The sequence below is a fragment of the Ruegeria sp. CH10 genome, from assembly GCF_056537125.1.
In genome coordinates this window covers 443578-464790 of the sequence record NZ_JBQFQY010000003.1, presented here as the reverse complement: position 1 = coordinate 464790, position 21213 = coordinate 443578, and the positions used below count along the sequence as shown (strand labels likewise).

Genomic DNA, 21213 nt, shown 5'->3' with positions numbered 1-21213 from the left:
ATTGGCAATGGTCGATGTAACGGTGCGCGGGGCGGGCATCTTTGGCCTGTCCATCGCCTGGACCTGTGCCCGGCGCGGTGCCAAGGTGCAGGTGGTCGACCCGTTTGGCCCCGGATCGGGGTCCAGCGGCGGGCTGGTCGGTGCATTGGCCCCGCATGTGCCCGAGAACTGGAATGCCAAGAAAGCCTTTCAGTTCGACAGCCTGATCATGGCAGAACCCTTTTGGGCGCAGATCGAAGAAACAGGAGGCGTTTCGCCCGGATATGCACGTCTGGGGCGATTGCAGCCCATCGCCGATGCCCGGACACTGGAACTGGCCCATGCCCGTGCCGAAACCGCAGCTAAGCTGTGGCAGGGCCGTGCCGAATGGCGTGTGGTCGCGGCCGAAGCGCTGGGGGCGTGGTGCCCGCCCAGCCCGACAGGGTTCGTGATCCACGATACGCTCAGCGCCCGCATGCACCCGCGCCGCGCCTGTGCTGCTCTGGTTGCCGCGTTGCAGGTCATGGGCGTTCACATTCAGACAGAAGCCCCCGACAAGGGGCAGGTCATCCACGCAACAGGGGTCGCGGGCCTGCAAGAGTTAAGCACCGCACTGGGCAAACCTGTCGGCAATGGCGTCAAGGGCCAGGCGGCGCTGCTGCGGTTCGACGCCGGAGAGGTGCCGCAGCTCTTTGCAGATGCCCTTCACATCATTCCCCACGCGGACGGAACGCTGGCCATCGGGTCCACCTCGGAACGCGAATATGATGATCCGACCGCAACAGACAGCGCATTGGACGATGTTCTGGACCGCGCCGTACGGGCTCTGCCGCTGTTGCATGGCGCGCAGGTGATCGACCGCTGGGCCGGGGTCCGCCCCCGCAGCAAAAGCCGTGCGCCCATGCTGGGGGCGCATCCGCTGCATCCGGGCCAGTTCATCGCCAATGGCGGGTTCAAGATCGGGTTCGGCATGGCCCCGAAGGTGGCTGAGGTCATGGCCGATCTGATGCTGGACGGCCGCGATACCATCCCCGAAGATTTCCGGCCCGAGGCGTCACTCTGACCGAGGCGGCGCACCCCTTTTCAATGCGCCTCAATCCAAATTTCAGTCTTCGGGAAGATCAACCAAATGTATCATGCGGCCCGGAGCGAGAACGGGATCCCAGGACGCCCCCGGTGAGTGCTGCAGGAATGTGGTATCCTCTTCGTAGAGATACCTTATCCCCGCCAGAATGGTCGGACGAACGCTGTCAGGCAAGGCATTATACTCAACAGCAAGATTTTCCCAACGAAACTCGAACCATCCGAAGTGATCCATGACCGGAAGGGCATTTGCCAATAAAAGGGCCGTGCAGGGAACAAATCCAGGGGTACTTCTGACATGCGCCACAAGTTCGACGACTTCGCTTGGAAACCACATTTCGCCATCAGGAAACCGGCAGTCAGCAGTAGAAAGAACTTCATTCAACGCTCTCAGGTGTTCGTCTGTACGATCCCCATAATCGGCGGCAGCAACACTGCTGCGTGTCGACTGGTCCATGTTGCGTGCGATCTTGCATAGAGATGGTAAAATCTGATCCATAGGCCGGGTCAGGCGGTCTTCGTTCGGCACGAGGTACACCGCCTGTTCGTACGGATTGGTAAAGTCCTGAACGGTATCCAAACCGCGCAAAACCGCCGTGCGGAGACTTCTGGGTGCGTTGCAAACGCGTTCAACCGCTGCCTCGGCAAACTCAGCCGTGTCATCGGCCCACAACCCTTGTTGGAGTGCGTTAGCAACAAGCAAAGCGACTGCAATCTCCGATTCCTCTGCCGCGTCTAACGCCGAAGTGGCAAGCGCTTCGAAGCATGCGGCATCGGTCTGACGCTCAAAACGGCACGCACATTCGCGCACAATTCTCACAAGTGCGTCACCACCAACGCGCATCAAACGCTCATCATCAAACGATTGCAAATGCGAGATCAGGTCAAATGCAGACTGCGCTTGTCTAAATGTAAAAACGGGCCGTTCCATGGTTAGAAGTTAGGAAAAAATTGCGTCTTAGATATGTCCTGTTTTGAGATTATGTAATTTGGCTTTCGAGAAAAAACCAATGTTATTTAATGGTTTCATATAGTCAGAAGCCTGCCTCGGCCCGCAGTTTATCCATCAGGACCTTCAGACTGCTCTCATAACGCTCGCTGGTCAGCTTGCCGTTTTCGTCGAATTCGTTGGAGCTGTCGGCCAGATGGATTTCCGGCCCCTGCAGGATACGCGGCTGGAACGGCACCATATACCCACGCAGCACCATCTGCGCGCGTTCGCCACCTGCACGGCCCGCTGCCGCAGACATCACGGCCACCGGTTTATCGGCCCAGGGGCTACCCTTGGTCCGGCTCACCCAATCCAGCGCGTTCTTCAGAACGCCCGAGGGGCCCTTGTTGTATTCCGGTGTCGAAATGATCACCGCATGCGCCTGCGCGATCTGATCCGACAGGGTCTGCACGGCTGCGGGAATACCTTCGCCAGCCTCCAGATCACCGTCATAGAGCGGCAGGTTCAGATCAGCCTCGATATGCGTGCCGGGATTGAACAGACGTGCTGCTTCGCGCAGCAATTTGCGGTTGGTGGCGGTTTGGCGCAGGGAACCCGACAGGCTCAGCAGGATCGGTTCGGACATTGGAAAACTCCGTCATGATGTTTCCCAATAGCTAGCGCAACAGGGCGGGTAGCCAAAGACCACATGACGCGCAGTCACTGTGCAAAAAAGGGCACCCGAAGGTGCCCTGTTTGATTGGATCAGCCGCTGGGGATGATCTCGATATCCACGCGGCGGTTCTGGGCCTTGCCCTCGGGTGTCAGGTTGGACGCAATGGGGCGGCTTTCACCCTGACCGATTGTGGTGATCCGCGCGCCGTTGACGCCGTTGGCCTGCAGGATATCCGCAACCGAGCGCGCGCGACGCTCGGACAGACCCTGATTATACGCCGCCGAGCCATCACTGTCGGTATTGCCGATGACCTGCACGTTCGAATTCGGATAGCGCGTCAGGTTCTGACCCACCCGCACCAGATCGGCCCGCAGCGCCGGGCGGACCGTCGCGCTGTCGGTGTCAAAGGTGATGTCATTGGGCACGGTCACGATCAGGCGGTCACCCGCATTGGTCACGGTGATACCCTGATTGGCCAGTTGCTGGCGCAGCTCGGCCGCTTGCTTGTCCAACTGGTTGCCGATCACACCGCCACCGGCTGCGCCAATGGCGCCCCCGGCCAGCGCGCCCAACAGCGGATCGGAATCATTTGCGATCGCGCCTACCCCGGCGCCGATCAGACCACCCAGAATCGCGCCTTGTTTAGCGTTCTGGTTGGGATCGGCCGGCAGGTTCAGCGTGCCCGGGTCCGTACAGGCGCCCAGAAACAAAGCCGAGCACAGCCCGGCAGACAAAACAAACTTGGAAATCGTCATGGTATCACCTTCTGCTCTGGCACCCGTTTACCGGGTACGTCTTGTTCAAAGCAGTATATCGCCTTGTCAGCCTGTGTTCTCAAGCAACAATCCGGTGAATGCGGCAAATACCCGCCATTCAGGACACCCGCGTCGTCTGATCCCAGTCCGTCTGTTCCTGCCAGATTGCCCGCAGAGGTTGCCCCTGTCCGCAAAAGTGATCGCCCGTCAGTTCGCAGGCCCAGACACGATCTGTACGGAAATGGCGAAATCCGTTGCGCAGCTCGCACCAGGCCGCCAGCATGGTGCATTCGATATGATAGATCAGGGCAACGGGACGGATGACACGTTCGGTCTGAACGCCTTCGCCACTGATATAGGTGATGCGAATCTTGCGTTCATCCCGAATGGCCTCGCGGTAATTGACGACGGGGATACAGCCCTTTTCCGGGTCGTCCAGCGGCGCACCCCATGGCGCGACCTGCAACCAGTCGGTGGGCACACGCAGCGCCTCGATCTTGCGGCACACCCGATCAGCGGCCTGTTGCAACGTGCTGTCCCCGGTCCGGGCCAGCATCGACAAGCCAACCCACAGCGCCTCAACCTCTTCGGCGTCAAAATTCAGCGGTGGCAGATCATAGCCGCGCCGCATCAGATAGCCGACGCCCGCCTCGCCCTCAATCGGGGTGCGTTGCGCCTGCAGGGCAGCGATGTCGCGATAGACCGTGCGCACCGACACCTCAAGTTTTTCGGCCAGCGTGTCCGCCGTCACAGGGGCCTCGGCGGCGCGCAGAATCTGAATGATCTCAAACAAGCGGGTGGAACGGCGCATGGGTGTCTCCGGTTCATCTGCTGACACTCTAGCACACCCCCCTGACAAGGTGGTGTCAGCAGTAATGGGCAAAGGTTGATCGCGGAAAAAAGGAGATCACCGATGCCGTATCACGACAATCACGTGCTGATGACCCTGAAACTGGACCGCTGGGCACAGGATCACACCCTGCGCGGCTTTGAGATCGAACGCGAGATCATGGCCGCCCGCCAGCCCAGCGCCCCGCGCACGCGGCGCAGACGGTTTTCGTTGGGTAATTTGAAAATGCTGTGGACCAGCGCGGCCTGAGGGTCAGAAATCTGCCTTGGCGCGGAATTTCATCGAGACACCGCCTTCGGGGTTCTTCAGGCGCAGTTCCTCGGAATGCAGCATCAGGCGCGGAAAGTCCCGCGCAGCGCCTTCGGCATAGAACGGGTCACCTAAAATCGGGTGGCCCAGCGCCAGCATATGTACCCGCAACTGATGCGACCGCCCCGTTTTCGGGGACAGGCGCACACGGGTCGTATCGCCTTCGTGTTTCAACACGCGCCAATCGGTGACAGCCGGTTTGCCGGTCTCATGACACACCATCTGACGCGGACGGTTGGGCCAATCGACGATCAGCGGCAAATCGACGGTTCCGGTTTTCGGCTCAACCCGTCCCCAGACACGCGCCACATAGGTCTTGCGGGTCTGGCGAGCCTCGAACTGCATGCTCAGATGACGCTGCGCATGGGGGGTCTGGGCAAAGACCATCACGCCCGAGGTGTCCCGGTCCAGCCGATGCACCAGCAACGCCTGTGGAAACGCCGCCTGTACACGGGTCAGCAGACAATCGGCCAGATGTTCTCCCCGTCCCGGCACCGACAACAGGCCCGGCGGTTTGTTCACCACAATCAGCTGCGCATCCTCGTGCAGCACATCCAAGGGCGTCATCGGGGGATCATAGGTCTCGCTCATGCGCGCCTGCCTATCGCAGCGCGCCACCTCCCGCAACGTCGGCCTTGCCTGAACGGAGCGGTTCAGCAACTCTGACCGCGAACTGAGAGGAGAGCCCATGCACCCCACGATCGAACGCATGCAAGAGGTGGTCGCCAAAGGCGATGAGAGCCTGATTCATGACCTGCTGGCCGAAGATGTCCGGTTCTCCCCGCCCACCTATTACAGCACATGGACCGGGCGTGCGCCGGTGGCGGCGGTGCTGGGCCACGTGGGGCAGGTGTTTTCCGACTTTCGCTACCGCCGCGTGATGGGCGCGGGGAACGACTGGGCGCTGGAGTTTCAGTGCAAGGTTGGTGATCTGGATGCGGTGGGTGTTGACCTGATCACCCTGAACGATGACGGGCTGATCCAGGAGTTTGAGGTCGTCATGCGCCCCTCTAAAACCATCGGTGCCCTGCGAGAGGCGATGATGGCACGGGTTATGACTGATCCCCGCTTCCTCGAATACAAGAACGCGCTGAGCTGACCATGCCCGTGGCCGCTGATCAGCTGTTGCGGGTTCCCTTGTTGCCGGTTTTGGCCGCACAGGGCCTGTCTGTGCGCCGCAGGGCGCAGCTGTTGCCCGAACCCACAGGCCCGCGCGAGGGGCGCGCAGGTCGCGGCCCCCGTCTGCGGCTGCTCATTGCGGGCGACAGTTCGGCAGCAGGCGTCGGCGCCGGAACGCAAACGCAGGCCCTGTCCGGGCATCTCGTTTCACAGCTGGCCAAACACTATGCGGTCGAATGGCGGCTGGAGGCCACAACCGGGCACACCACGTCAGACACAATAGACCGGCTGAGCGGCCTAACCGGCCAGTTTGACATGGCGATCACAGCGCTTGGCGTAAACGACGTGACCCGAGGTGTAACGCGTCAACAATTCATCGCCCGCCAAACTGAATTGCTGCAGCGCCTCACCGGTCCGCTTGGCGTGCGCAGGCTGGTCGTCACAGCGGTTCCACAGATGCACCGCTTTCCGGCCCTGCCGCAACCGCTGGCCTGGGTTCTGGGGAAACAATCCGCGCGGCTGGATCGCGGATTGCAACAGGTCGCGGCCCAATACCCGCAGGCGCGGCATCTGCAGCTGGATCTACCCGATGACCCTGCTTTGGCAGCACCGGATGGCTATCACCCCAGCCCCAAAACCTATGCCATCTGGGCAGAAGAAGCCGCCCGGCTGTTGCGTCAGGTCTGAGCCCGCATCTGCCGGATCATTGGGATCGAATAGACCACCAGCGCCGTCCAGATCAGCGGGAAGGCGATCATGCGGCCCCGGTCGATCTGTTCGCCGAACAAAGTAATGGCGGTGATAAAGATCATGGTCGGCGCGATGTACTGCAGAATGCCCATGGTCGACAGCCGCACCAGCTTGGCCCCGTTGGCATAGACCAGCAGCGGCACGGCTGTGACAACCCCGGCACTGGCCAGCAAAAGCGTGTCCGAAGCCCCGACGCCAAAATGCCCCGTACCTTGCACGCCCAGCCACGTGACATACATCAGGGCCGGAATCAGCAGGATCAGAACCTCAAGCAAAAACCCCTGATTTGGGCCGATGGGCAGGGATCGTTTGAAAAAGGCATAAAAGCCCCACGTCACCATCAGTCCTAAGGCGGGCCAGGGCAAGCTGCCCGCCTCAACAACCAGCACCAGCACGCCCAGCGCGGCAATCGCGACGGCGACCAATTGCGTCTTCGTCAAAGGCTCACGCAGCAGAACCGCACCCAAAGCAACGCTGAACAGCGGATTGATGTAATAGCCCAGCGCCGCATCCAGCGCCCGGTCATTGGCGATCGCCCAGACATATATCGCCCAATTCACCGAAATCAGCGCAGCCGTCAAACAGGCCATGCCCAGCATTTTCGGGTTCGTCACGGCAGCTTTAATATCTCGGGTCCGCCCTAGTGCCACCAAGAGCAGCCCCGCCACCGGAACCGACCAGATGATGCGATGCGACACGATTTCAATCGGGCCAACATGGGACAAAGCCTTCATATACAAAGGCAAAAACCCCCACAGGAGATAGGCCGTCACGGCCAGCGCCAACCCTTTGGGCGTGTCTTCTCTGTTCGGTGGTACAGGGGTATCTGCCACAGCACGTCTCCGATTGATATTGCGCTTCTCTACGGCAAATCAGACCGGGTTGGAAACTGCGAAAACTGTGAAGCAGGTCATCAGGAAACGTGATAGGTCACGCTGGTGGCGCCCTGTCAACATGCGAGGCTCTGCCTCGCGCTCCGGGATATTTTTGGACAGATGAACAAGGGATCCCGACTTCATCTGGCCTTAAATATCCCGGGGGAGTCGCCCGGAACGGGCGGCGGGGGCAGCGCCCCCTTCGGCCCTCATCACAGTTTGACGCGTTCGGATTTTGGGTCATACATGGGTTTCAGCGAGGCCTCGGCCCTGACCTTTACGCCGCAGACGTCGATCTCATAGGTAGACGAAAGCACATCCGCTGGTTTCTCACCCTCGCATGGCACATATCCCAGACCAATGGCAGCGCCAAGGGTGTGGCCGTAATTGCCCGAACTCAGATAACCCACATATTCGCCATCCCGGATGATCGGCTCATTGTGGAACAACAGTGGCTCGGCATCAGCCAGTTTGAACTGAACCAGACGGCTTTTGGGCCCGCTTTCCTTGCGTGCGATCACTGCTTCGCGACCAATAAAATCACTGCCTTTGTCAGTTTTCACGGCAAAGCCCAGCCCCGCATCCACAACATGGTCTTCACAGGTGATGTCGTGACCAAAGTGGCGGAAGCCCTTCTCGATCCGGCAGCTGTCCATCATATGCATGCCGCAAAGCTTGAGGCCCATGTCCTGTCCGGCCTCATGCAGCGTCTCAAACACGTGTCCGGCCATGTCAGAAGAGACATAGATCTCCCACCCAAGTTCACCCACGTAAGTCACGCGGTGGGCGCGGGCGAGGCCCATGCCGATCTCGATCTCTTGCGCGGTGCCGAACGGGTTGGCCGCGTTTGAGAAATCACTGGGCGAGACCTTTTGCAGCAGCGTGCGCGCGTTCGGGCCCATGATGGCCAGAACCCCTTCGCCTGCGGTCACATCGGTGATGATCACATTGAAATCACCCTTGTTACGCATCATCCAGGTCTGGTCCGCCAGACGTGTCGCTGCGGGCGTGACCACCAGATAGGCGGTCTCGGACAGGCGGGTGACGGTCACGTCCGCCTCAATCCCGCCTGTGCGGTTCAGGAACTGGGTATAGACGATCTTGCCATTGGGAACCGAATAATCGCCACCGCCGATATAGTTCATGAACCGTTCCGCATCCGGCCCTTCGACGCGGATTTTGCCGAAGGAGGACATGTCATACATGCCCACATTCTCGCGCACCGCACGGTGTTCTGCGGCTGAGTTTTCGAACCAGTTCTGGCGTTTCCAGCTGTAGTGGTATTCGCGTTCCTGGCCTTCATTGGCGAACCAATTGGCGCGCTCCCACCCGGCCAGTTCCCCCATGACGGCACCCTGCTCCAGCAGGTGATGGTGGAAGGGCGTGCGCCGTACTCCGCGCGCGGTGGCCTTCTGGCGATAGGGGTAGTGGTCTGCGTAGAGCAGGCCCAGCGTTTCCTTGGACCGTTCAAACAGGTACTGTTTGTTGCCCTGAAACGGCTGCATCCGGCCAATATCCACGTCGCCCAGATCAAAGGGCTTTTCGCCACTATCCATCCACTCGGCCAGCGCCATGCCAGCACCGCCGGCGGATTGGATACCGATCGAGTTGAACCCGGCGGCGACCCAGACATTGTCCATCTCGGGCGCAAGACCCAGATGGTAGGCATCGTCGGGGGTAAAGGATTCAGGCCCGTTGAAGAAGGTATGAATCCCCGCCTCGGCCAGCATCGGCATCCGGTTCACTGCGGCCTCAAGGATCGGCTCAAAATGGTCGAAATCTTCGGGCAGTTGGTCGAACTCGAAACTGTCGGGGATGCCTTCCACCGCCCAGGGTTTCGCGTTGGGTTCAAACGCGCCCAGCAGAATTTTACCCGCGTCTTCCTTGTAATAGGCGCATTCGTCCGGCACGCGCAGAACCGGCAGCTGGGTCAGGCCATCGATACCTTCGGTGACGATATAGAAATGCTCGCACGCGTGCAGGGGAACGTTCACGCCTGCCATCCGGCCGACCTCATGCCCCCACATCCCCGCGCAGTTCACCACCATGTCGCATTCGATATGGCCCGAGGCGCTGCCATCATCCACAACCCAGTCCACGCCGGTCACTTTGCGCCCTTGTCGGACAATGTCAGTGACCTTTACGCGTTCCTTGACGATCCCGCCGCGTTGACGCGCACCCTTGGCCAGCGCCAGCGCGATGTTCGCCGGATCGCCTTGCCCGTCCAACGGCAGGTAAACAGCACCTTTGACGTCTTCGATGTTCAGATGCGGATACAGTTCGGCCACGCGCTCGTTCGAAATTTCTTCAACCTCGACCCCAAAGGCGCGGGCCATGGCGGCCTGACGGTAAATCTCTTCCTTGCGCTCGTCGGTCAGGGCCACGGTGATCGAACCACAGCGTTTGAACCCGGTCGCAACACCGGTTTCCTCTTCGAGCGAGCCGTAAAGCTCCTGACTGTATTTCGCCAGCTTGGTCATGTTTGCCGTCGCCCGCAGCTGCGCGATCAGGCCGGCGGCGTGCCATGTGGTGCCGCTGGTCAACTGCTTGCGTTCCAGCAGGACAACATCGCTCCAGCCCTTTTTGGTCAGGTGATACGCGACCGAGCATCCGATGACGCCGCCGCCGATGATGACCACACGGGCCTTGTTGGGAAGATCAACCATCCTGAAATCTCCGCACTGTCAGGTTTCGGGCAAAATGCCATGAAAGATCGACAATAAATGCACCAAAAGCGTCACTCTATTGGCGAAAATCACCGATGTGCAGCCGCCCGTTTCTCGCGCCGCAAAACAAAGGGCGTCACACCAAAAAAGCTTTTGTAGACCGAGGAAAACCCGTTCGGAAAGCCGCAGGCCAGGCCGATCTCGCGCACACTCATGGTGGTGTTCAGCAGCAGGTTATTGGCCTTGGCCAGCCGCATTTCGCGATAAAACCCGTTGGGGGTGGTGCCAAAGAACGTTTTGAACTTACGTTCGAGCGATCGGTTGGACAGGTGCAATTCGTCGACAATCTGGTTGATAGGCAGAGGGTCTTCGATATTGGCCTGCATCAGCTTGATACACTGATCCAGCTTGGCATCCCCGGTGGCCGTCAGGCGCGTGCCCGAAAAAGGCTGCATCGATGAAAAATCGCGGATGTTTTCATGCAGCATGATGTCTGCCACCGTCATTTTGGCCGGCCCCGAGATATGCCGCCCGATCACGGCCAGTGCCACATCCGTTGTCGCCTCCATCCCGGCGCAGGTGACGACGGCGCCCTGTTCGGTGGCGATAGACAGCTTGGCCTCGAACCGGGCACCGCGCTCGCGCAGGAACGAGGCGTTCTCCCAATGGGTCGCCATATTGTCCTTGCCCTGTTCTTTGATGTAACGGCTGGCGGCCTCGGCCAGCAGAAACACCTGCGCCCCGCGATATGTGTAGCCCGAGACAACGCGCCCAAGGGACAGGTCAGGGTGGTCCGGGTCGGAATTGCCAACCACGAACAGGTAGTCGGCCCGGGGCTGCGCTGAAACGGGCTCGGTCTGCACCACCGCGTCGCTGCTGCTGGCAATCGGCCCACCCCTGAGCGATCTGTAGGTAAAGGTAAACGGAGGGGCCGGGCACACCCGGTTTGCCAGGCGCAGCACCTCGACCAGCGACGCCAGCTCCAGCAGCACAAAGCCCGGCGCGACCAGAATATCGAAATGGTGCTGATCGGTCCGGGGGGATGAGGGCGCAGCCTTGGGCATCAGCGGTTCCCTAGACGATCTCATGCCCGGCGGCGCGCAGCCGTTTGGCAAGGGTTTCGATGTGATCGGGGCCAACCTCGCAACAGCCGCCGACAATGCTGGCGCCCTGTTCGACCCAGGCCATCGCATGATCGGCATAGGCATCAGGCCCCAAATCCTGCCGTTGCTCCAACGCATCGACTGTGGGCGCGTCTTCGAGAAACTGCTGGGTGATCCCAGTGAAACCGTTCGCATAGGCCCCAAACGGCCGACCCAGTGTGGCAATGACCTTTAACGCAGCCGGAATCGCCTCGGGGCGCGAGCAATTGATCAGCACGGCCTCGGGCGCGAATTGGGCAACCAAAGGCGCGATCTCTGACAAGGGCTCGCCCGAGCGCAGATATGTTCCATCCGCATCCATGACCGACAGCGCCAGCCAGACGGGTTTGCCCAGATCTGCCACACCGCGCAGGACCCCTTCGGCCTCTTGCACGGATGAGACGGTTTCGATCAGAAACAGATCGACCCGACCGGCCATCAGGGCGGCCAGTTCGCCGAATTTTTCGGCTGCCTCGGTCACGTCGGGGTTCAGGTCCGGGCGGTAGCTGGCCAGTAAGGGCCCCAATGCCCCCGCGATCCGCCCGCCTGTTTTCGCGCGCGCCTGTTCAGCCTGTGTCAACGCAGCATCGATCAGCGCGGCCAGCTGATCATCCAACCCTTCGCGCACAAGGCGCGAGCGGTGAACGGCGTAGGTATTCGTGGTGGCGACGGTCGCACCGCGAAGGAAGTAATCGGCATGCACATCCCCGACCAGTTCGGGGTGGTCGATCATTACCCGGGTCGACCACAAAGGGGTCGGCTTTTCACCGCTGCGCTTGACCAGCTCTTGCCCGACAGAGCCATCCAGTAGAGTGATTTGTGCCATTTTCCCAGCCCTTTCACGGAATCAGGACAAGTTTGCCCGGATAGGCTTTGGATTGGAAATCCTGCTGCGCCGTGGCGATATCCCTTAACGGATAAGTTTTTGAGATCAATGGCTTGATCCGACCGGCATTGATCATCTCGACCAGACGTCCAAACACGTCAAAGGCCTGATGGGTGCAGCCGTGAATGGTGATGTCGCGCAGATAGATGTCACGCAGATCAGCCTGGACCATCGGCCCGGCGATCGCGCCGGACACCGCATAATGACCGCCCGGTTTCAGGGCGAGGATCAGGCCGGGCCATGCGGGTCCGCCCACCACATCAATCACCACGTCAAACATGTCCGCAGGCAGTGTCGCATCGCGCGCAAAGATATCGACCGCGCCCTGCCCTTTGACCACATCGGCCTTGGCGGGGCTGGTCACACCCCACACCGTGGCCCCGCGCAACGCGGCCAGTTGTACCGCTGCCAAGCCGACTCCGCCCGAGGCACCGGTGATCAGCACCTTTTGCCCTGAAGTCACACCGGCCCGGGTCAGCAGGTTCTCAGCCGTACCAAAGGCGCAGGGAATGGCGGCAATCTCAATATCCGACAAGGGTGAGGCTGAGACATCATACAGATCAGACGCTTCAACCAGACAATACTGCGCAAAGGCCCCGTCGATTTCCGACCCCAGCGCAATAAACCCGGTCGGGTTGCCGGGGCGCGGACGTGGCAGGTTGATCGGGCAGGTCACGCGCTGACCGGGGCGGAACCCGGTATCCGGTGCGGCCTGTTCGACAACGCCACACAGATCGCCGCCCTGAATGCGGGGGAAGTGCAGCGCGCCACCCCAGCCTCCGGCCTCTACATCCTGATCCACCGCGTCGGTCGCACCGGTCACATCCGACGAATACCAACCGACGCGCGTGTTGATGTCAGTGTTGTTCACCCCGGCTGCCGCGACCCGAACCAGAACCTGGCCGGGTCCGGGGTGCGGCACGGGAATATCCGCGCGCCACTCCAGCGCCTCTGGCCCGCCGTGACGGGTCAGGTAGACGCCTTGCATGACGCGCGGAGCAGTCATGGATCAGGCCCGCAGCCGGTCGTTGGCCGGATCCCAGAGGGGCTGATCTTCTTGCACCACGGCAGGGTATTTCTGACCGTAGATTTCAACCTCCAACGTGGTGCCGGGGTTGGCGAGTTCGGCCTTGACCATGCCCAGCGCGATGGATTTGCCGACGCGATAACCCCATGCTCCGGACGTCGTCTCACCCACGATCTGATCGCCTTGCCAGATGCAGGACATGTAGGGCGCGTCGCAGTCACCGGCCTCGACCGTCAGGGTCACGAACGACTTCTTCACGCCCTGCTGCTTTTCGTTCAGGATCGCGGCCTTGCCGGGGAAGTCCTGCGGTTTGTCCAGTTTGACAAACCGCCCCAGCCCGCCTTCCAGCAGCGAGTAATCGGTGGACAGATCACCCTTCCACGCGCGGTAGCCTTTCTCGATCCGCAGCGAGTTCAGCGCATACATGCCAAACGGTGTGGCACCCGCACCGAGGATCGCGTCATAGATCGCAGGCATGTGGTCGTTCAGGGCGTGAACCTCCCATCCAAGCTCACCGGCAAAGGAGACGCGGATCAGATGAGCAGGCTGCCCCGCCACGGTGGCCGACTGATGGGTCAGCCAGCCCAGCGACAGATCTGCATCGGTCAGGCCCGACAGGATCTCACGCGATTTCGGGCCGGTTACGATCAGCGTATCGCGGGTGGTGGTGACATCCTCGACACTGACGCCCGAGGGCATCGCATTCACCAGAATGTCGCGGTCATGCCATTGCGCAGTGGCGGCGGTGATCATGACGAACTCATCCTCGCCCAGACGCAGGCAGGACATTTCGGTCAGGATGCGGCCCCGGTCGTCCGAGATATAGACCAGATTGATCCGACCCACTTTGGGCAGACCACCCGTAACCAGACCACGCAGCGCCTCAGCCGCGCCGTCGCCCTTGACCATGAAGCGCGAGAAGCCCGGCAGGTCCAGCACGCCGCAATGATCGCGCACCGCCTCGCATTCTTCCTTGATCCGCTGCTCCCACGGGCCTGACCGACCCCATGTGTGCGTGGCCTCAAGCGAGGTGTCGTCGCCCGGCTTGGCGAACCAGTTGGCGCGCTCCCAGCCGTTATAGGCGCCCATGACACCGCCCAGTTCCTTGATCTTGGCGTGAACAGGCGAAACCTTCTTATCCCGCGCCGCAGGCCATTCGTGATGCGGGAAGTGCATGGCGTATTCGTTACCATAGACCTCCATGCCCTTCTGGTTGCAGTAATCCTGATCGGTGTAGTCGGTGTAGCGACGCGGATCGACGGCCCACATGTCCCACTCGGTCGCGCCATCGACGATCCATTCGGCCAGCACTTTACCCGCACCACCACCTTGCGCGATGCCGAAGGTAAAGCTGTGCGCCTCAAACGCGTTTGCCACGCCGGGCATCGGGCCGATCAGCGGCAGACCATCCGGCGCGTACGGGATCGGGCCGTTGATGACACGACCCACACCCGAAGTTGCCATCAGCGGCACCCGCTCCATCGCGTCCATCATGATATCCTCGATCCGGTCCAGATCGTCGTTCCACAGTTGGAAGCTGAAATCCTCGGGCATCGGGTCATCTTCGGTCATCCAGTGGCCCTTGCAGTTGGGCTCATAGGGACCAAGGTTGAAGCCATTCTTTTCCTGCCGCAGATAGTACGAAATATCCACGTCGCGCAGTAGGGGCAGCTTGCCACCGTTTTCTTTCGACCACGCCTCAACCTCGGGCACTTCGTCGGTCAGCAAATACTGATGGCTCATCACCATCGCGGGCACGGTGCGACCACCGTATGGCTTGAACATCTCACCCACGCGCTGCGCATAGTAACCTGCGGCGTTGACCACGTAGTCGCAGGCAATGTCGCCCTGATCTGTGTGCACGGTCCAGGTGCCATCGTCATGCTGGGTCACATTGGTCGCCGGGCAGAAGCGGATAATCTTCTGGCCCAAATCCCGCGCGCCTTTGGCAAAGGCTTGCGTCAGCTGGGCCGGGTCGATATCGCCATCGGTCGGGTCGTACAGCACGCCTTCTAGGTCATGGGTTTCAAGGAACGGATACCGCTCTTTCGCCTGTTCGGGCGTCCACATCTCCATCGGGATGCCTTGGTAGCGGCCCATGGACAGGGCGCGCTCGAACTCCTGCATCCGCTCTTTGCTGTGCGCCAGACGGATCGAGCCCGAAACGTGGTAGTTCATCGGGTAATCGACCTCATCCGCAAGGCGCGCATACAGCTCGGTCGAATAGCGCTGCATGTTCATGATCGCCCAAGAGGTCGAAAAGGTCGGCACGTTGCCCGCGGCGTGCCAGGTGGAGCCGGCGGTCAGTTCGTTCTTTTCCAGCAGAACGCAGTCGGTCCAGCCCTTTTTGGCCAGATGATAAAGCGACGAACAGCCGACAACGCCGCCGCCGATGATGACCACACGGGCCTTGGTTGGAAAATCACTCATGGTCTTGCTTCCCTATTAATGTGCCCGCTTGGGCAGGTCGTCTGTGATGTCGTAGTAGTCGCCCTTGTCCGCCACAAAGATGTGCTGGGCGAGTTTCAGCCCGGTGGGTTCGTCCAACGATCCCACCGAAACTGCAATCGTGTCCTCGTCATTGTGCTGCCAGAACAGGAACGAGCCGCAGGCGCTGCAAAAGCCGCGCTTGGCGATGTCCGAGGCGTGGTACCATCCCAGCGTCTCGTCCGAGGTAAATCTGAGGTTGTCCTGATGCGTCTCGCATGAGGCCCAAAGATGTCCCGATTGCCTGCGGCATTGGCCGCAATGGCAGGCATTGGGCGGGCTGAGGTCTCCGTCAATGGTGAAGGCAACCTTGCCGCAGAGGCAGGAACCGGTGTGCATGTCTTTACCCCCTTGCTGTGGGCGATGTGCTGGTGCCCAGCAACACGCCGTAGATGATGAAACAGGTCGCCATCATGCGGCGGACCCAGATGTTGAACACCGCGCCCAGCGCGGCTTTGCCCATCAGCGCGCCCAGCAGGGTGAACCCGGTATAGCTGAGCGTCGTGATGACCAGCGCAGTGGGCATGATCACCCCCATCTGCTGCCAGACCGGCACGTCGGGCTGCACGAATTGTGAAAACGCCGCCAGATACCCGGCCACGCTTTTGGGGTTGATCGTGGCTACAGCCAGCGCGTGCAGATAGACGTGGCGCGCGGGCCGCTCGGACGCGGGTGCGGGCTTGCTGGCGTTGATCCAGCCGCGGATACCCATCCAGATCAGGAACCCGGCACCGATCAGTTTCGCAATGAAAAATCCCATGGGCGAAGCCGCAATCAGCGCCGTGATGCCCAGCGCCGACAGGATCAGAAACGCACTGGCCTGCGTCAAGATCGCCAGCACGCCCAGCATGGCTTTGGGAAAGGGCAGGCTCATCCCGTTTGAGATGCAATTGACCGCATTCGGCCCCGGCGTGGTGACGAACACCACCCAGAACAGGGCGAATATGGTCCATGCCTCAAAGCTCATTCAATACACCGGCGGGGCGATGACCCAGATGGCCACGGCGGGCTCATCAAAAGGGTTCGCCCATTGATAGGGTTCATGTTTGATGCGGAAACTGTCACCCGGCCCGACCGAGAATTGCCGCCCTCCGATGATCAGGTCCAATCGGCCCGAGACCATATAGCCGACCTCTTGCGTCGGACGGTGGGCCGGGGTTTGCATCTTGGAACGAGGCTCAAAGGTGGAATGCACCATCTCAAAATCATCGGTCAGATCGGGCGAGAGCAATTCTTCGATCAACCCTTCCTCACCCGACCCCATCGGGCGGCGTGAGCCTGCGCGCACCACGTATCCCTGCTCATCTGCGGGTGCCGCGGAATGGGCGAACAGCATCGACATCGGAACACCCAGACATGTCGCGATCTGCCGCAGATCGGAAATCGAGGGGTCAGACATGTCCCGCTCAACCTGGCTGAGCCAGCCGACCGACCGGTTCAGCCGCTCTGCGATCTCGGTCAAGGTCAACCCACGCGCCTTGCGCAAGGCCCGGATATCGGCACCAAGGGTCGCTCGGTTCGGGGCTTGGGTGTTCACTGACATCTCCGGGTGCGTGAAAATTGACGGTCTTTTTTCACGATGACCCGAGTCGGTGAAATTTCCAAGCGTTTTTTCACGCGGGTCACCAAAGTATGCCTTTTTGGAGGGGCTGGCCGAACCGGTAATCTAAGGCGAGAAAACTAGCCTATTCCGTGACGATCAAAATGACTGACCGCCAGGCTCTTGTAGTTGGTAGCCAAGACTTTTCTCCAAAGCCGGGTCGAGTTGAGAATTGATGAAACGCATGTCTTGGGCTTCTACTTTTTGAATTTTACCCTGGCGCAAATCAGGCCGCATACTTCCCAAGGCCCGCACAGGCCATTCAACTTTGTCGACGTCCAGATCAAAACTTCTGGAAACGGCTCGAATAATATCTTCCGGAGTCTTTTTGAACGACTCGAAACGCCAAACAACCAAATTGCAAAGGTCATGGCGCAATCCCGTCCAATGTCTCAGCTTTGCAGTCCGCATCTGCATTAGGTTACTAAATCGTCTACCGGTCATAGGATCACGGTCCTGCAACAACGGCACGCTTGCGTACTCTTTTCGCGGCAGTCCAAAATATGCCTTGGGCCGATCCACAACGGTATCCCACGGGGCGCGAATAAACCCAGGAAACTCAAGATTTCGCATCGTTTCGGTACAATGCCATGGTTTGTCGAACATACTGATGACCCAGTCATATGGCGCGCGTACAGAAACAACGACCAAAGTGTCCTTAGCAATTCCAGAACCCTGAACAAAGCCGTGTTTCCAGCCAAGCTTTCCATCTTTTTCCAAGCGAAATGCGCGTTCAAGCACAAATTTACTAACGTTTGTGCCCGAAGATCGTTCACCCATAACGGCAATTCTTCTGATCGGGGCATCATACACACGGTTGATGAATAGCCCATCTGAACCCAGCATTTTTCCGCCCTCAATTCATCGCAAGTACAACCAAGAGCTATCCATGAAATTGATACTTGTAACAACACTCTAACCAAAAAGCTCGACGCCTGTTACAAACGGGCACTATTGAGAGGTGTCGTTCCTCATTAGCATTCAAAGGATGTAAACAATGGAAAACGGACTTGGGTTCTTCGATATCGTCTGGTCGATCTTCTGGCTGTTCCTGATGGTCGCCTGGTTCTGGGTGATGATTTCGGTGGTGGCCGATGTCTTTCGCTCAAAAGACCTGAGCGGTGGCGGCAAGGCTGTTTGGATCGCCTTTGTGATCCTGATCCCATGGCTTGGCGTCTTGTGCTACCTGATCATTCGCGGCGACAAGATGCACCAGCATAGCGTTGAAACCATGACCCAGATCGAAGAGGCACAAAAGGACTACATCCGGTCCGTTGCCAGCGTATCTGCCGCAGACGAGCTTGAGCGATTGGCCGCGCTCAAGGACAAAGGCCATCTGACGGATGAGGAATTTGCCGCACAGAAAGCCAAGGTGCTTGGCGCCTGATCTCTTGTTCTGAAAAGAGTGTCGACCGGGCGCGCTCGGTCGAGTTCATCTGGCAAAGACGCTGTTCAGAATCGTGGTGAGTGCTGCCGCGTCCGTTTCCGTAAAAGCGTCGGGCTGATCACTGTCGATATCAAACACCGCAATCACAGTGCCCAATGTATCCCGCACCGGCAGCACCAGCTCGGAACGCGTTGAGGACGCGCAGGCGATATGGCCCGGAAAAGCGTCCACATCGGGAACAAGCTGCACTTCTCCGGTCCGGGCCGCTGCGCCGCAGACGCCGCGTTCAAAGGGAATGACCAGACAGCCATGCCCACCCTGATAGGGCCCGATCTTCAGCAGATTGGGCTCGGTCACGCGGTAAAAGCCGGTCCAGTTGAAGCGGTCATCGGCGTGGTGCAACTCACAGGCGATCGTGGCCATCAGTGCGATCTGGTCCGTTTCACCTTCGGTGATTGAAGTTATGGTTTTTGCAAGCGTGGCGAAGTCTGTGGTCATGGTGGTGCCTTTTTGCGACGGGGCAAGGGGGCGCCGCCCCCTCTTGAGCCGATGGCTCAATTCACCCCCGCCGTATTTGAAACAAGAAGAAGGGTCAAACGCGTTCTATGGCGATGGCTGTACCTTCGCCGCCGCCGATGCAGATGGCCGCAATGCCACGGTTGAGGTTTCGTTTCTCCAACGCGTTGAGCAATGTGACCATGATCCGGGCACCTGAGGCACCGATTGGGTGGCCCAGCGCGCAGGCGCCGCCGTTGACGTTCACCTTGTCACGCGGCAGGCCCATTTCCTGCATGAAGGCCATGGGGACGACGGCGAAAGCCTCGTTCACCTCCCACAGGTCCACATCGTCTTTGGACCAACCGATGGCAGAGAGGAGCTTTTGAGCTGCGGGAACAGGCGCGGTGGTGAAAAGGCCCGGTGCCTGCGCGTGGCTGGCGTGGCCGACGATCCGGGCGCGGACGGTCAGGCCCTGCGCCTCGGCCGCGTCCGCTGAGGCCAGCACAAGGGCCGCCGCACCATCCGAGATGGATGAGGAATTGGCGGCTGTCACGGTTCCGTCCTTGCGAAAGGCCGGTTTCAGAGTCGGGATCTTGTCGGGGCGTGCGGATTGGGGTTGTTCGTCTTGTGCGCAGGTGACCTCGCCCTTGCGGGTGCGGGTGGTCACAGATGTTATCTCATCTGCAAAGGCACCGCTTTCCTGCGCGGTCAGGGCGTTCGACAGCGATTGCAGCGCGTATTCATCCTGCGCCTCGCGAGTGAACTGATAGGCTTCGGCGCAGTCCTCGGCGAATGTACCCATCAACCGGCCTTTGTCATAGGCGTCCTCGAGCCCGTCCAGGAACATGTGATCAACCACCTGACCGTGCCCGATCCGCGCGCCGCCACGCATTTTCGGCAGAAGGTACGGGGCGTTGGTCATACTCTCCATCCCGCCTGCGACCATCGTATCGGCATGGCCGAGCGCGATGTGGTCAAAGGCCATCATCGCGGCTTTCATCCCCGATCCGCACATCTTGTTGAGCGTCGTTGCCGGCACCTCTTCGCCCAGACCCGCCGCGAAACCGGCCTGCCGTGCGGGCGCTTGCCCCTGCCCTGCGGGCAGAACACAGCCCATCAGAACCTCATCGACCGTCGCGGTGCCAGCGCCCGTTAACGCAGCGCGGATGGCGGTTCCGCCAAGTTCCGCCGCCGGAACTCCGTCGAACATACCCTGAAACCCACCCATAGGAGTGCGTGCGGCACCCGCGATTACGACCTGTTTCATCACGATGTTCCTCCTCTTTTTCAGTATCGATGGATACCGAATGGTAAGATTTGCCGTCTAGCGTATTTCTACCAGTGAATTTCAGATCAAAGGACCGTCGCGAATGGCCCTGACAAGTACTACGACCGACGACACTCAGATCATCAAGGTCCATTCTGACCGCATTGATGCCGCTATGGCCATTCAGTTCAAGGAAGATATGCGAAATCAGGCCGACGGTCGCATAAAGCGTGTGGTTCTGGATCTCAGCAGTGTCGAGTTTATTGATTCCAGCGGTTTGGGGGCCATCGTTGCCTCGATGAAGCAGCTTGGCAATGACCGCAGGCTGGATTTGGCAGGCCTGCATCCCTTTGTCGAAAAGGTCTTTCGGCTGACCCGCATGGATACGGTCTTTAAGCTGTTCCCGACATTGGATGACGCCCTTTCGGCCACCGCTGATTGATTTTCCGATCTTCTGAGCAGGCCACCCCCTATGTGTGACGGCAAGTGTGTAAATCTGACTTTTGCGGCAACCGAGGCCGAAGCCAGTAGCGGCATTGCGCAGCTCAGCCGGTGCCTTGCCGCCAAAGGTTTGCCAATGCACAAGGCCGCAGATGTAAAGATCGCGCTGGCCGAGGCGATCAACAATGTTGTCGAACACGCCTATGCGGATGTGACCCCGGCAAAGGTGCAGGTGCGGTGTCATCTGCACCGGGACTGGCTGGATATTCTGATTTCGGACACAGGCAATCCGTTGCCAGGATTTCGGGTGCCCGATGGCGTTCCAGCGCCGCTTGGGTCTTGTGTGGATGAGTTGCCAGAGGGCGGGTTCGGCTGGTTCCTGATCCACGAATTGACCAATGATATCCGGTATGAACGCAGCAAGGGCTGCAATCGCCTGTCGCTGCGGTTTGATTTTCCCGAACCGGCCTGACGGCGCAAAAACG

Annotated in this window: 24 protein-coding genes; 7 read left to right on the top strand and 17 right to left on the bottom strand. The window is 59.9% G+C overall.

Translation table 11 applies throughout. The annotated features are described in order from the left end of the window. Window positions 1-7 precede the first annotated feature (7 nt). The gene (locus tag ACRZ94_RS12540) at window positions 8-1042 is read left to right on the top strand and encodes an NAD(P)/FAD-dependent oxidoreductase (RefSeq protein WP_480797480.1); all 1035 of its coding nucleotides are present in this window, start codon (window positions 8-10) and stop codon (window positions 1040-1042) included. 42 nt (window positions 1043-1084) lie between these two features. Here ACRZ94_RS12540 and ACRZ94_RS12535 read toward each other — a convergent pair whose 3' ends face one another. From ACRZ94_RS12535 to ACRZ94_RS12520, 4 genes are all read right to left on the bottom strand, one after another. Further along, window positions 1085-1993, bottom strand: a complete 909-nt coding sequence (locus ACRZ94_RS12535; RefSeq protein ID WP_480653788.1) for a hypothetical protein — start codon at window positions 1991-1993, stop codon at window positions 1085-1087. A gap of 103 nt (window positions 1994-2096) precedes the next feature. Beyond that, window positions 2097-2639: an NADPH-dependent FMN reductase gene (locus tag ACRZ94_RS12530; RefSeq protein WP_480797479.1), complete on the bottom strand. Its 543-nt coding sequence runs from the start codon at window positions 2637-2639 to the stop codon at window positions 2097-2099. Between the two features lie 119 nt (window positions 2640-2758). Then, window positions 2759-3424, bottom strand: coding sequence for a YiaD family glycine zipper/OmpA-like lipoprotein (locus ACRZ94_RS12525; protein WP_480653784.1), 666 nt, complete (start codon window positions 3422-3424; stop codon window positions 2759-2761). 118 nt (window positions 3425-3542) lie between these two features. Next, complete coding sequence (locus tag ACRZ94_RS12520; protein ID WP_480653782.1) at window positions 3543-4235, bottom strand: helix-turn-helix transcriptional regulator; 693 nt, start codon at window positions 4233-4235, stop codon at window positions 3543-3545. Window positions 4236-4337: 102 nt separating this feature from the next. Here ACRZ94_RS12520 and ACRZ94_RS12515 point away from each other — a divergent pair, with 102 nt between their 5' ends. After that, window positions 4338-4523 (top strand): hypothetical protein, encoded by a 186-nt coding sequence (locus tag ACRZ94_RS12515; RefSeq protein WP_480653780.1) that lies wholly within the window; start codon window positions 4338-4340, stop codon window positions 4521-4523. 3 nt (window positions 4524-4526) lie between these two features. On the opposite strand, the gene ACRZ94_RS12510 is transcribed toward ACRZ94_RS12515, so the two are convergent. Beyond that, the gene (locus ACRZ94_RS12510) at window positions 4527-5174 is read right to left on the bottom strand and encodes an RluA family pseudouridine synthase (RefSeq protein WP_480653778.1); all 648 of its coding nucleotides are present in this window, start codon (window positions 5172-5174) and stop codon (window positions 4527-4529) included. A 97-nt stretch (window positions 5175-5271) separates the two neighbouring features. Here ACRZ94_RS12510 and ACRZ94_RS12505 point away from each other — a divergent pair, with 97 nt between their 5' ends. Together ACRZ94_RS12505 and ACRZ94_RS12500 are read left to right on the top strand one after the other, a co-directional pair. Beyond that, the gene (locus ACRZ94_RS12505; protein WP_480797478.1) at window positions 5272-5682 is read left to right on the top strand and encodes a nuclear transport factor 2 family protein; all 411 of its coding nucleotides are present in this window, start codon (window positions 5272-5274) and stop codon (window positions 5680-5682) included. 2 nt (window positions 5683-5684) lie between these two features. Next, window positions 5685-6389, top strand: coding sequence for an SGNH/GDSL hydrolase family protein (locus ACRZ94_RS12500; RefSeq protein WP_480797477.1), 705 nt, complete (start codon window positions 5685-5687; stop codon window positions 6387-6389). On the opposite strand, the gene rarD is transcribed toward ACRZ94_RS12500, so the two are convergent. From rarD to ACRZ94_RS12450, 10 genes are all read right to left on the bottom strand, one after another. Then, window positions 6380-7285 carry an EamA family transporter RarD gene (rarD, locus tag ACRZ94_RS12495; RefSeq protein WP_480797476.1) on the bottom strand — a complete coding sequence of 302 codons (906 nt, stop codon included), beginning with the start codon at window positions 7283-7285 and terminating at the stop codon, window positions 6380-6382. The genes ACRZ94_RS12500 and rarD overlap by 10 nt on opposite strands. 254 nt (window positions 7286-7539) lie before the next feature. Continuing rightward, window positions 7540-9993 (bottom strand): GcvT family protein, encoded by a 2454-nt coding sequence (locus ACRZ94_RS12490; protein ID WP_480797475.1) that lies wholly within the window; start codon window positions 9991-9993, stop codon window positions 7540-7542. A gap of 89 nt (window positions 9994-10082) precedes the next feature. Continuing rightward, window positions 10083-11057, bottom strand: coding sequence for a GlxA family transcriptional regulator (locus ACRZ94_RS12485; protein WP_480653769.1), 975 nt, complete (start codon window positions 11055-11057; stop codon window positions 10083-10085). A 10-nt stretch (window positions 11058-11067) separates the two neighbouring features. After that, window positions 11068-11961 (bottom strand): homocysteine S-methyltransferase family protein, encoded by an 894-nt coding sequence (locus tag ACRZ94_RS12480; RefSeq protein ID WP_480653767.1) that lies wholly within the window; start codon window positions 11959-11961, stop codon window positions 11068-11070. Window positions 11962-11974: 13 nt separating this feature from the next. Then, window positions 11975-13027, bottom strand: a complete 1053-nt coding sequence (locus ACRZ94_RS12475) for a zinc-binding dehydrogenase (protein ID WP_480653765.1) — start codon at window positions 13025-13027, stop codon at window positions 11975-11977. A gap of 3 nt (window positions 13028-13030) precedes the next feature. Next, entirely contained in the window at window positions 13031-15478 is a 2448-nt protein-coding gene (locus ACRZ94_RS12470; protein WP_480653764.1) for a GcvT family protein, read from the bottom strand. A gap of 15 nt (window positions 15479-15493) precedes the next feature. Then, entirely contained in the window at window positions 15494-15874 is a 381-nt protein-coding gene (locus ACRZ94_RS12465; RefSeq protein ID WP_480653762.1) for a GFA family protein, read from the bottom strand. 4 nt (window positions 15875-15878) lie between these two features. Beyond that, window positions 15879-16502 (bottom strand): LysE family translocator, encoded by a 624-nt coding sequence (locus tag ACRZ94_RS12460; protein ID WP_480653760.1) that lies wholly within the window; start codon window positions 16500-16502, stop codon window positions 15879-15881. Further along, the gene (locus tag ACRZ94_RS12455; RefSeq protein WP_480653758.1) at window positions 16503-17078 is read right to left on the bottom strand and encodes a helix-turn-helix domain-containing protein; all 576 of its coding nucleotides are present in this window, start codon (window positions 17076-17078) and stop codon (window positions 16503-16505) included. 156 nt (window positions 17079-17234) lie between these two features. Next, window positions 17235-17981 (bottom strand): hypothetical protein, encoded by a 747-nt coding sequence (locus tag ACRZ94_RS12450; RefSeq protein ID WP_480653756.1) that lies wholly within the window; start codon window positions 17979-17981, stop codon window positions 17235-17237. A gap of 151 nt (window positions 17982-18132) precedes the next feature. Here ACRZ94_RS12450 and ACRZ94_RS12445 point away from each other — a divergent pair, with 151 nt between their 5' ends. Then, complete coding sequence (locus tag ACRZ94_RS12445) at window positions 18133-18522, top strand: SHOCT domain-containing protein (RefSeq protein ID WP_480653754.1); 390 nt, start codon at window positions 18133-18135, stop codon at window positions 18520-18522. A gap of 45 nt (window positions 18523-18567) precedes the next feature. Here the strand turns inward: ACRZ94_RS12445 and ACRZ94_RS12440 are convergent, their stop codons facing one another. Both ACRZ94_RS12440 and ACRZ94_RS12435 read right to left on the bottom strand, forming a co-directional pair. Next, window positions 18568-19020 carry a GAF domain-containing protein gene (locus tag ACRZ94_RS12440; RefSeq protein ID WP_480797474.1) on the bottom strand — a complete coding sequence of 151 codons (453 nt, stop codon included), beginning with the start codon at window positions 19018-19020 and terminating at the stop codon, window positions 18568-18570. A 94-nt stretch (window positions 19021-19114) separates the two neighbouring features. After that, window positions 19115-20287 carry a thiolase family protein gene (locus ACRZ94_RS12435; protein WP_480653750.1) on the bottom strand — a complete coding sequence of 391 codons (1173 nt, stop codon included), beginning with the start codon at window positions 20285-20287 and terminating at the stop codon, window positions 19115-19117. A gap of 103 nt (window positions 20288-20390) precedes the next feature. On the opposite strand from ACRZ94_RS12435, the gene ACRZ94_RS12430 reads away from it, so the two are divergent. Next, window positions 20391-20729: an STAS domain-containing protein gene (locus ACRZ94_RS12430; RefSeq protein WP_480653748.1), complete on the top strand. Its 339-nt coding sequence runs from the start codon at window positions 20391-20393 to the stop codon at window positions 20727-20729. 30 nt (window positions 20730-20759) lie between these two features. Beyond that, window positions 20760-21200: an ATP-binding protein gene (locus tag ACRZ94_RS12425; RefSeq protein ID WP_480797473.1), complete on the top strand. Its 441-nt coding sequence runs from the start codon at window positions 20760-20762 to the stop codon at window positions 21198-21200. The last annotated feature ends 13 nt before the right edge of the window (window positions 21201-21213 follow it).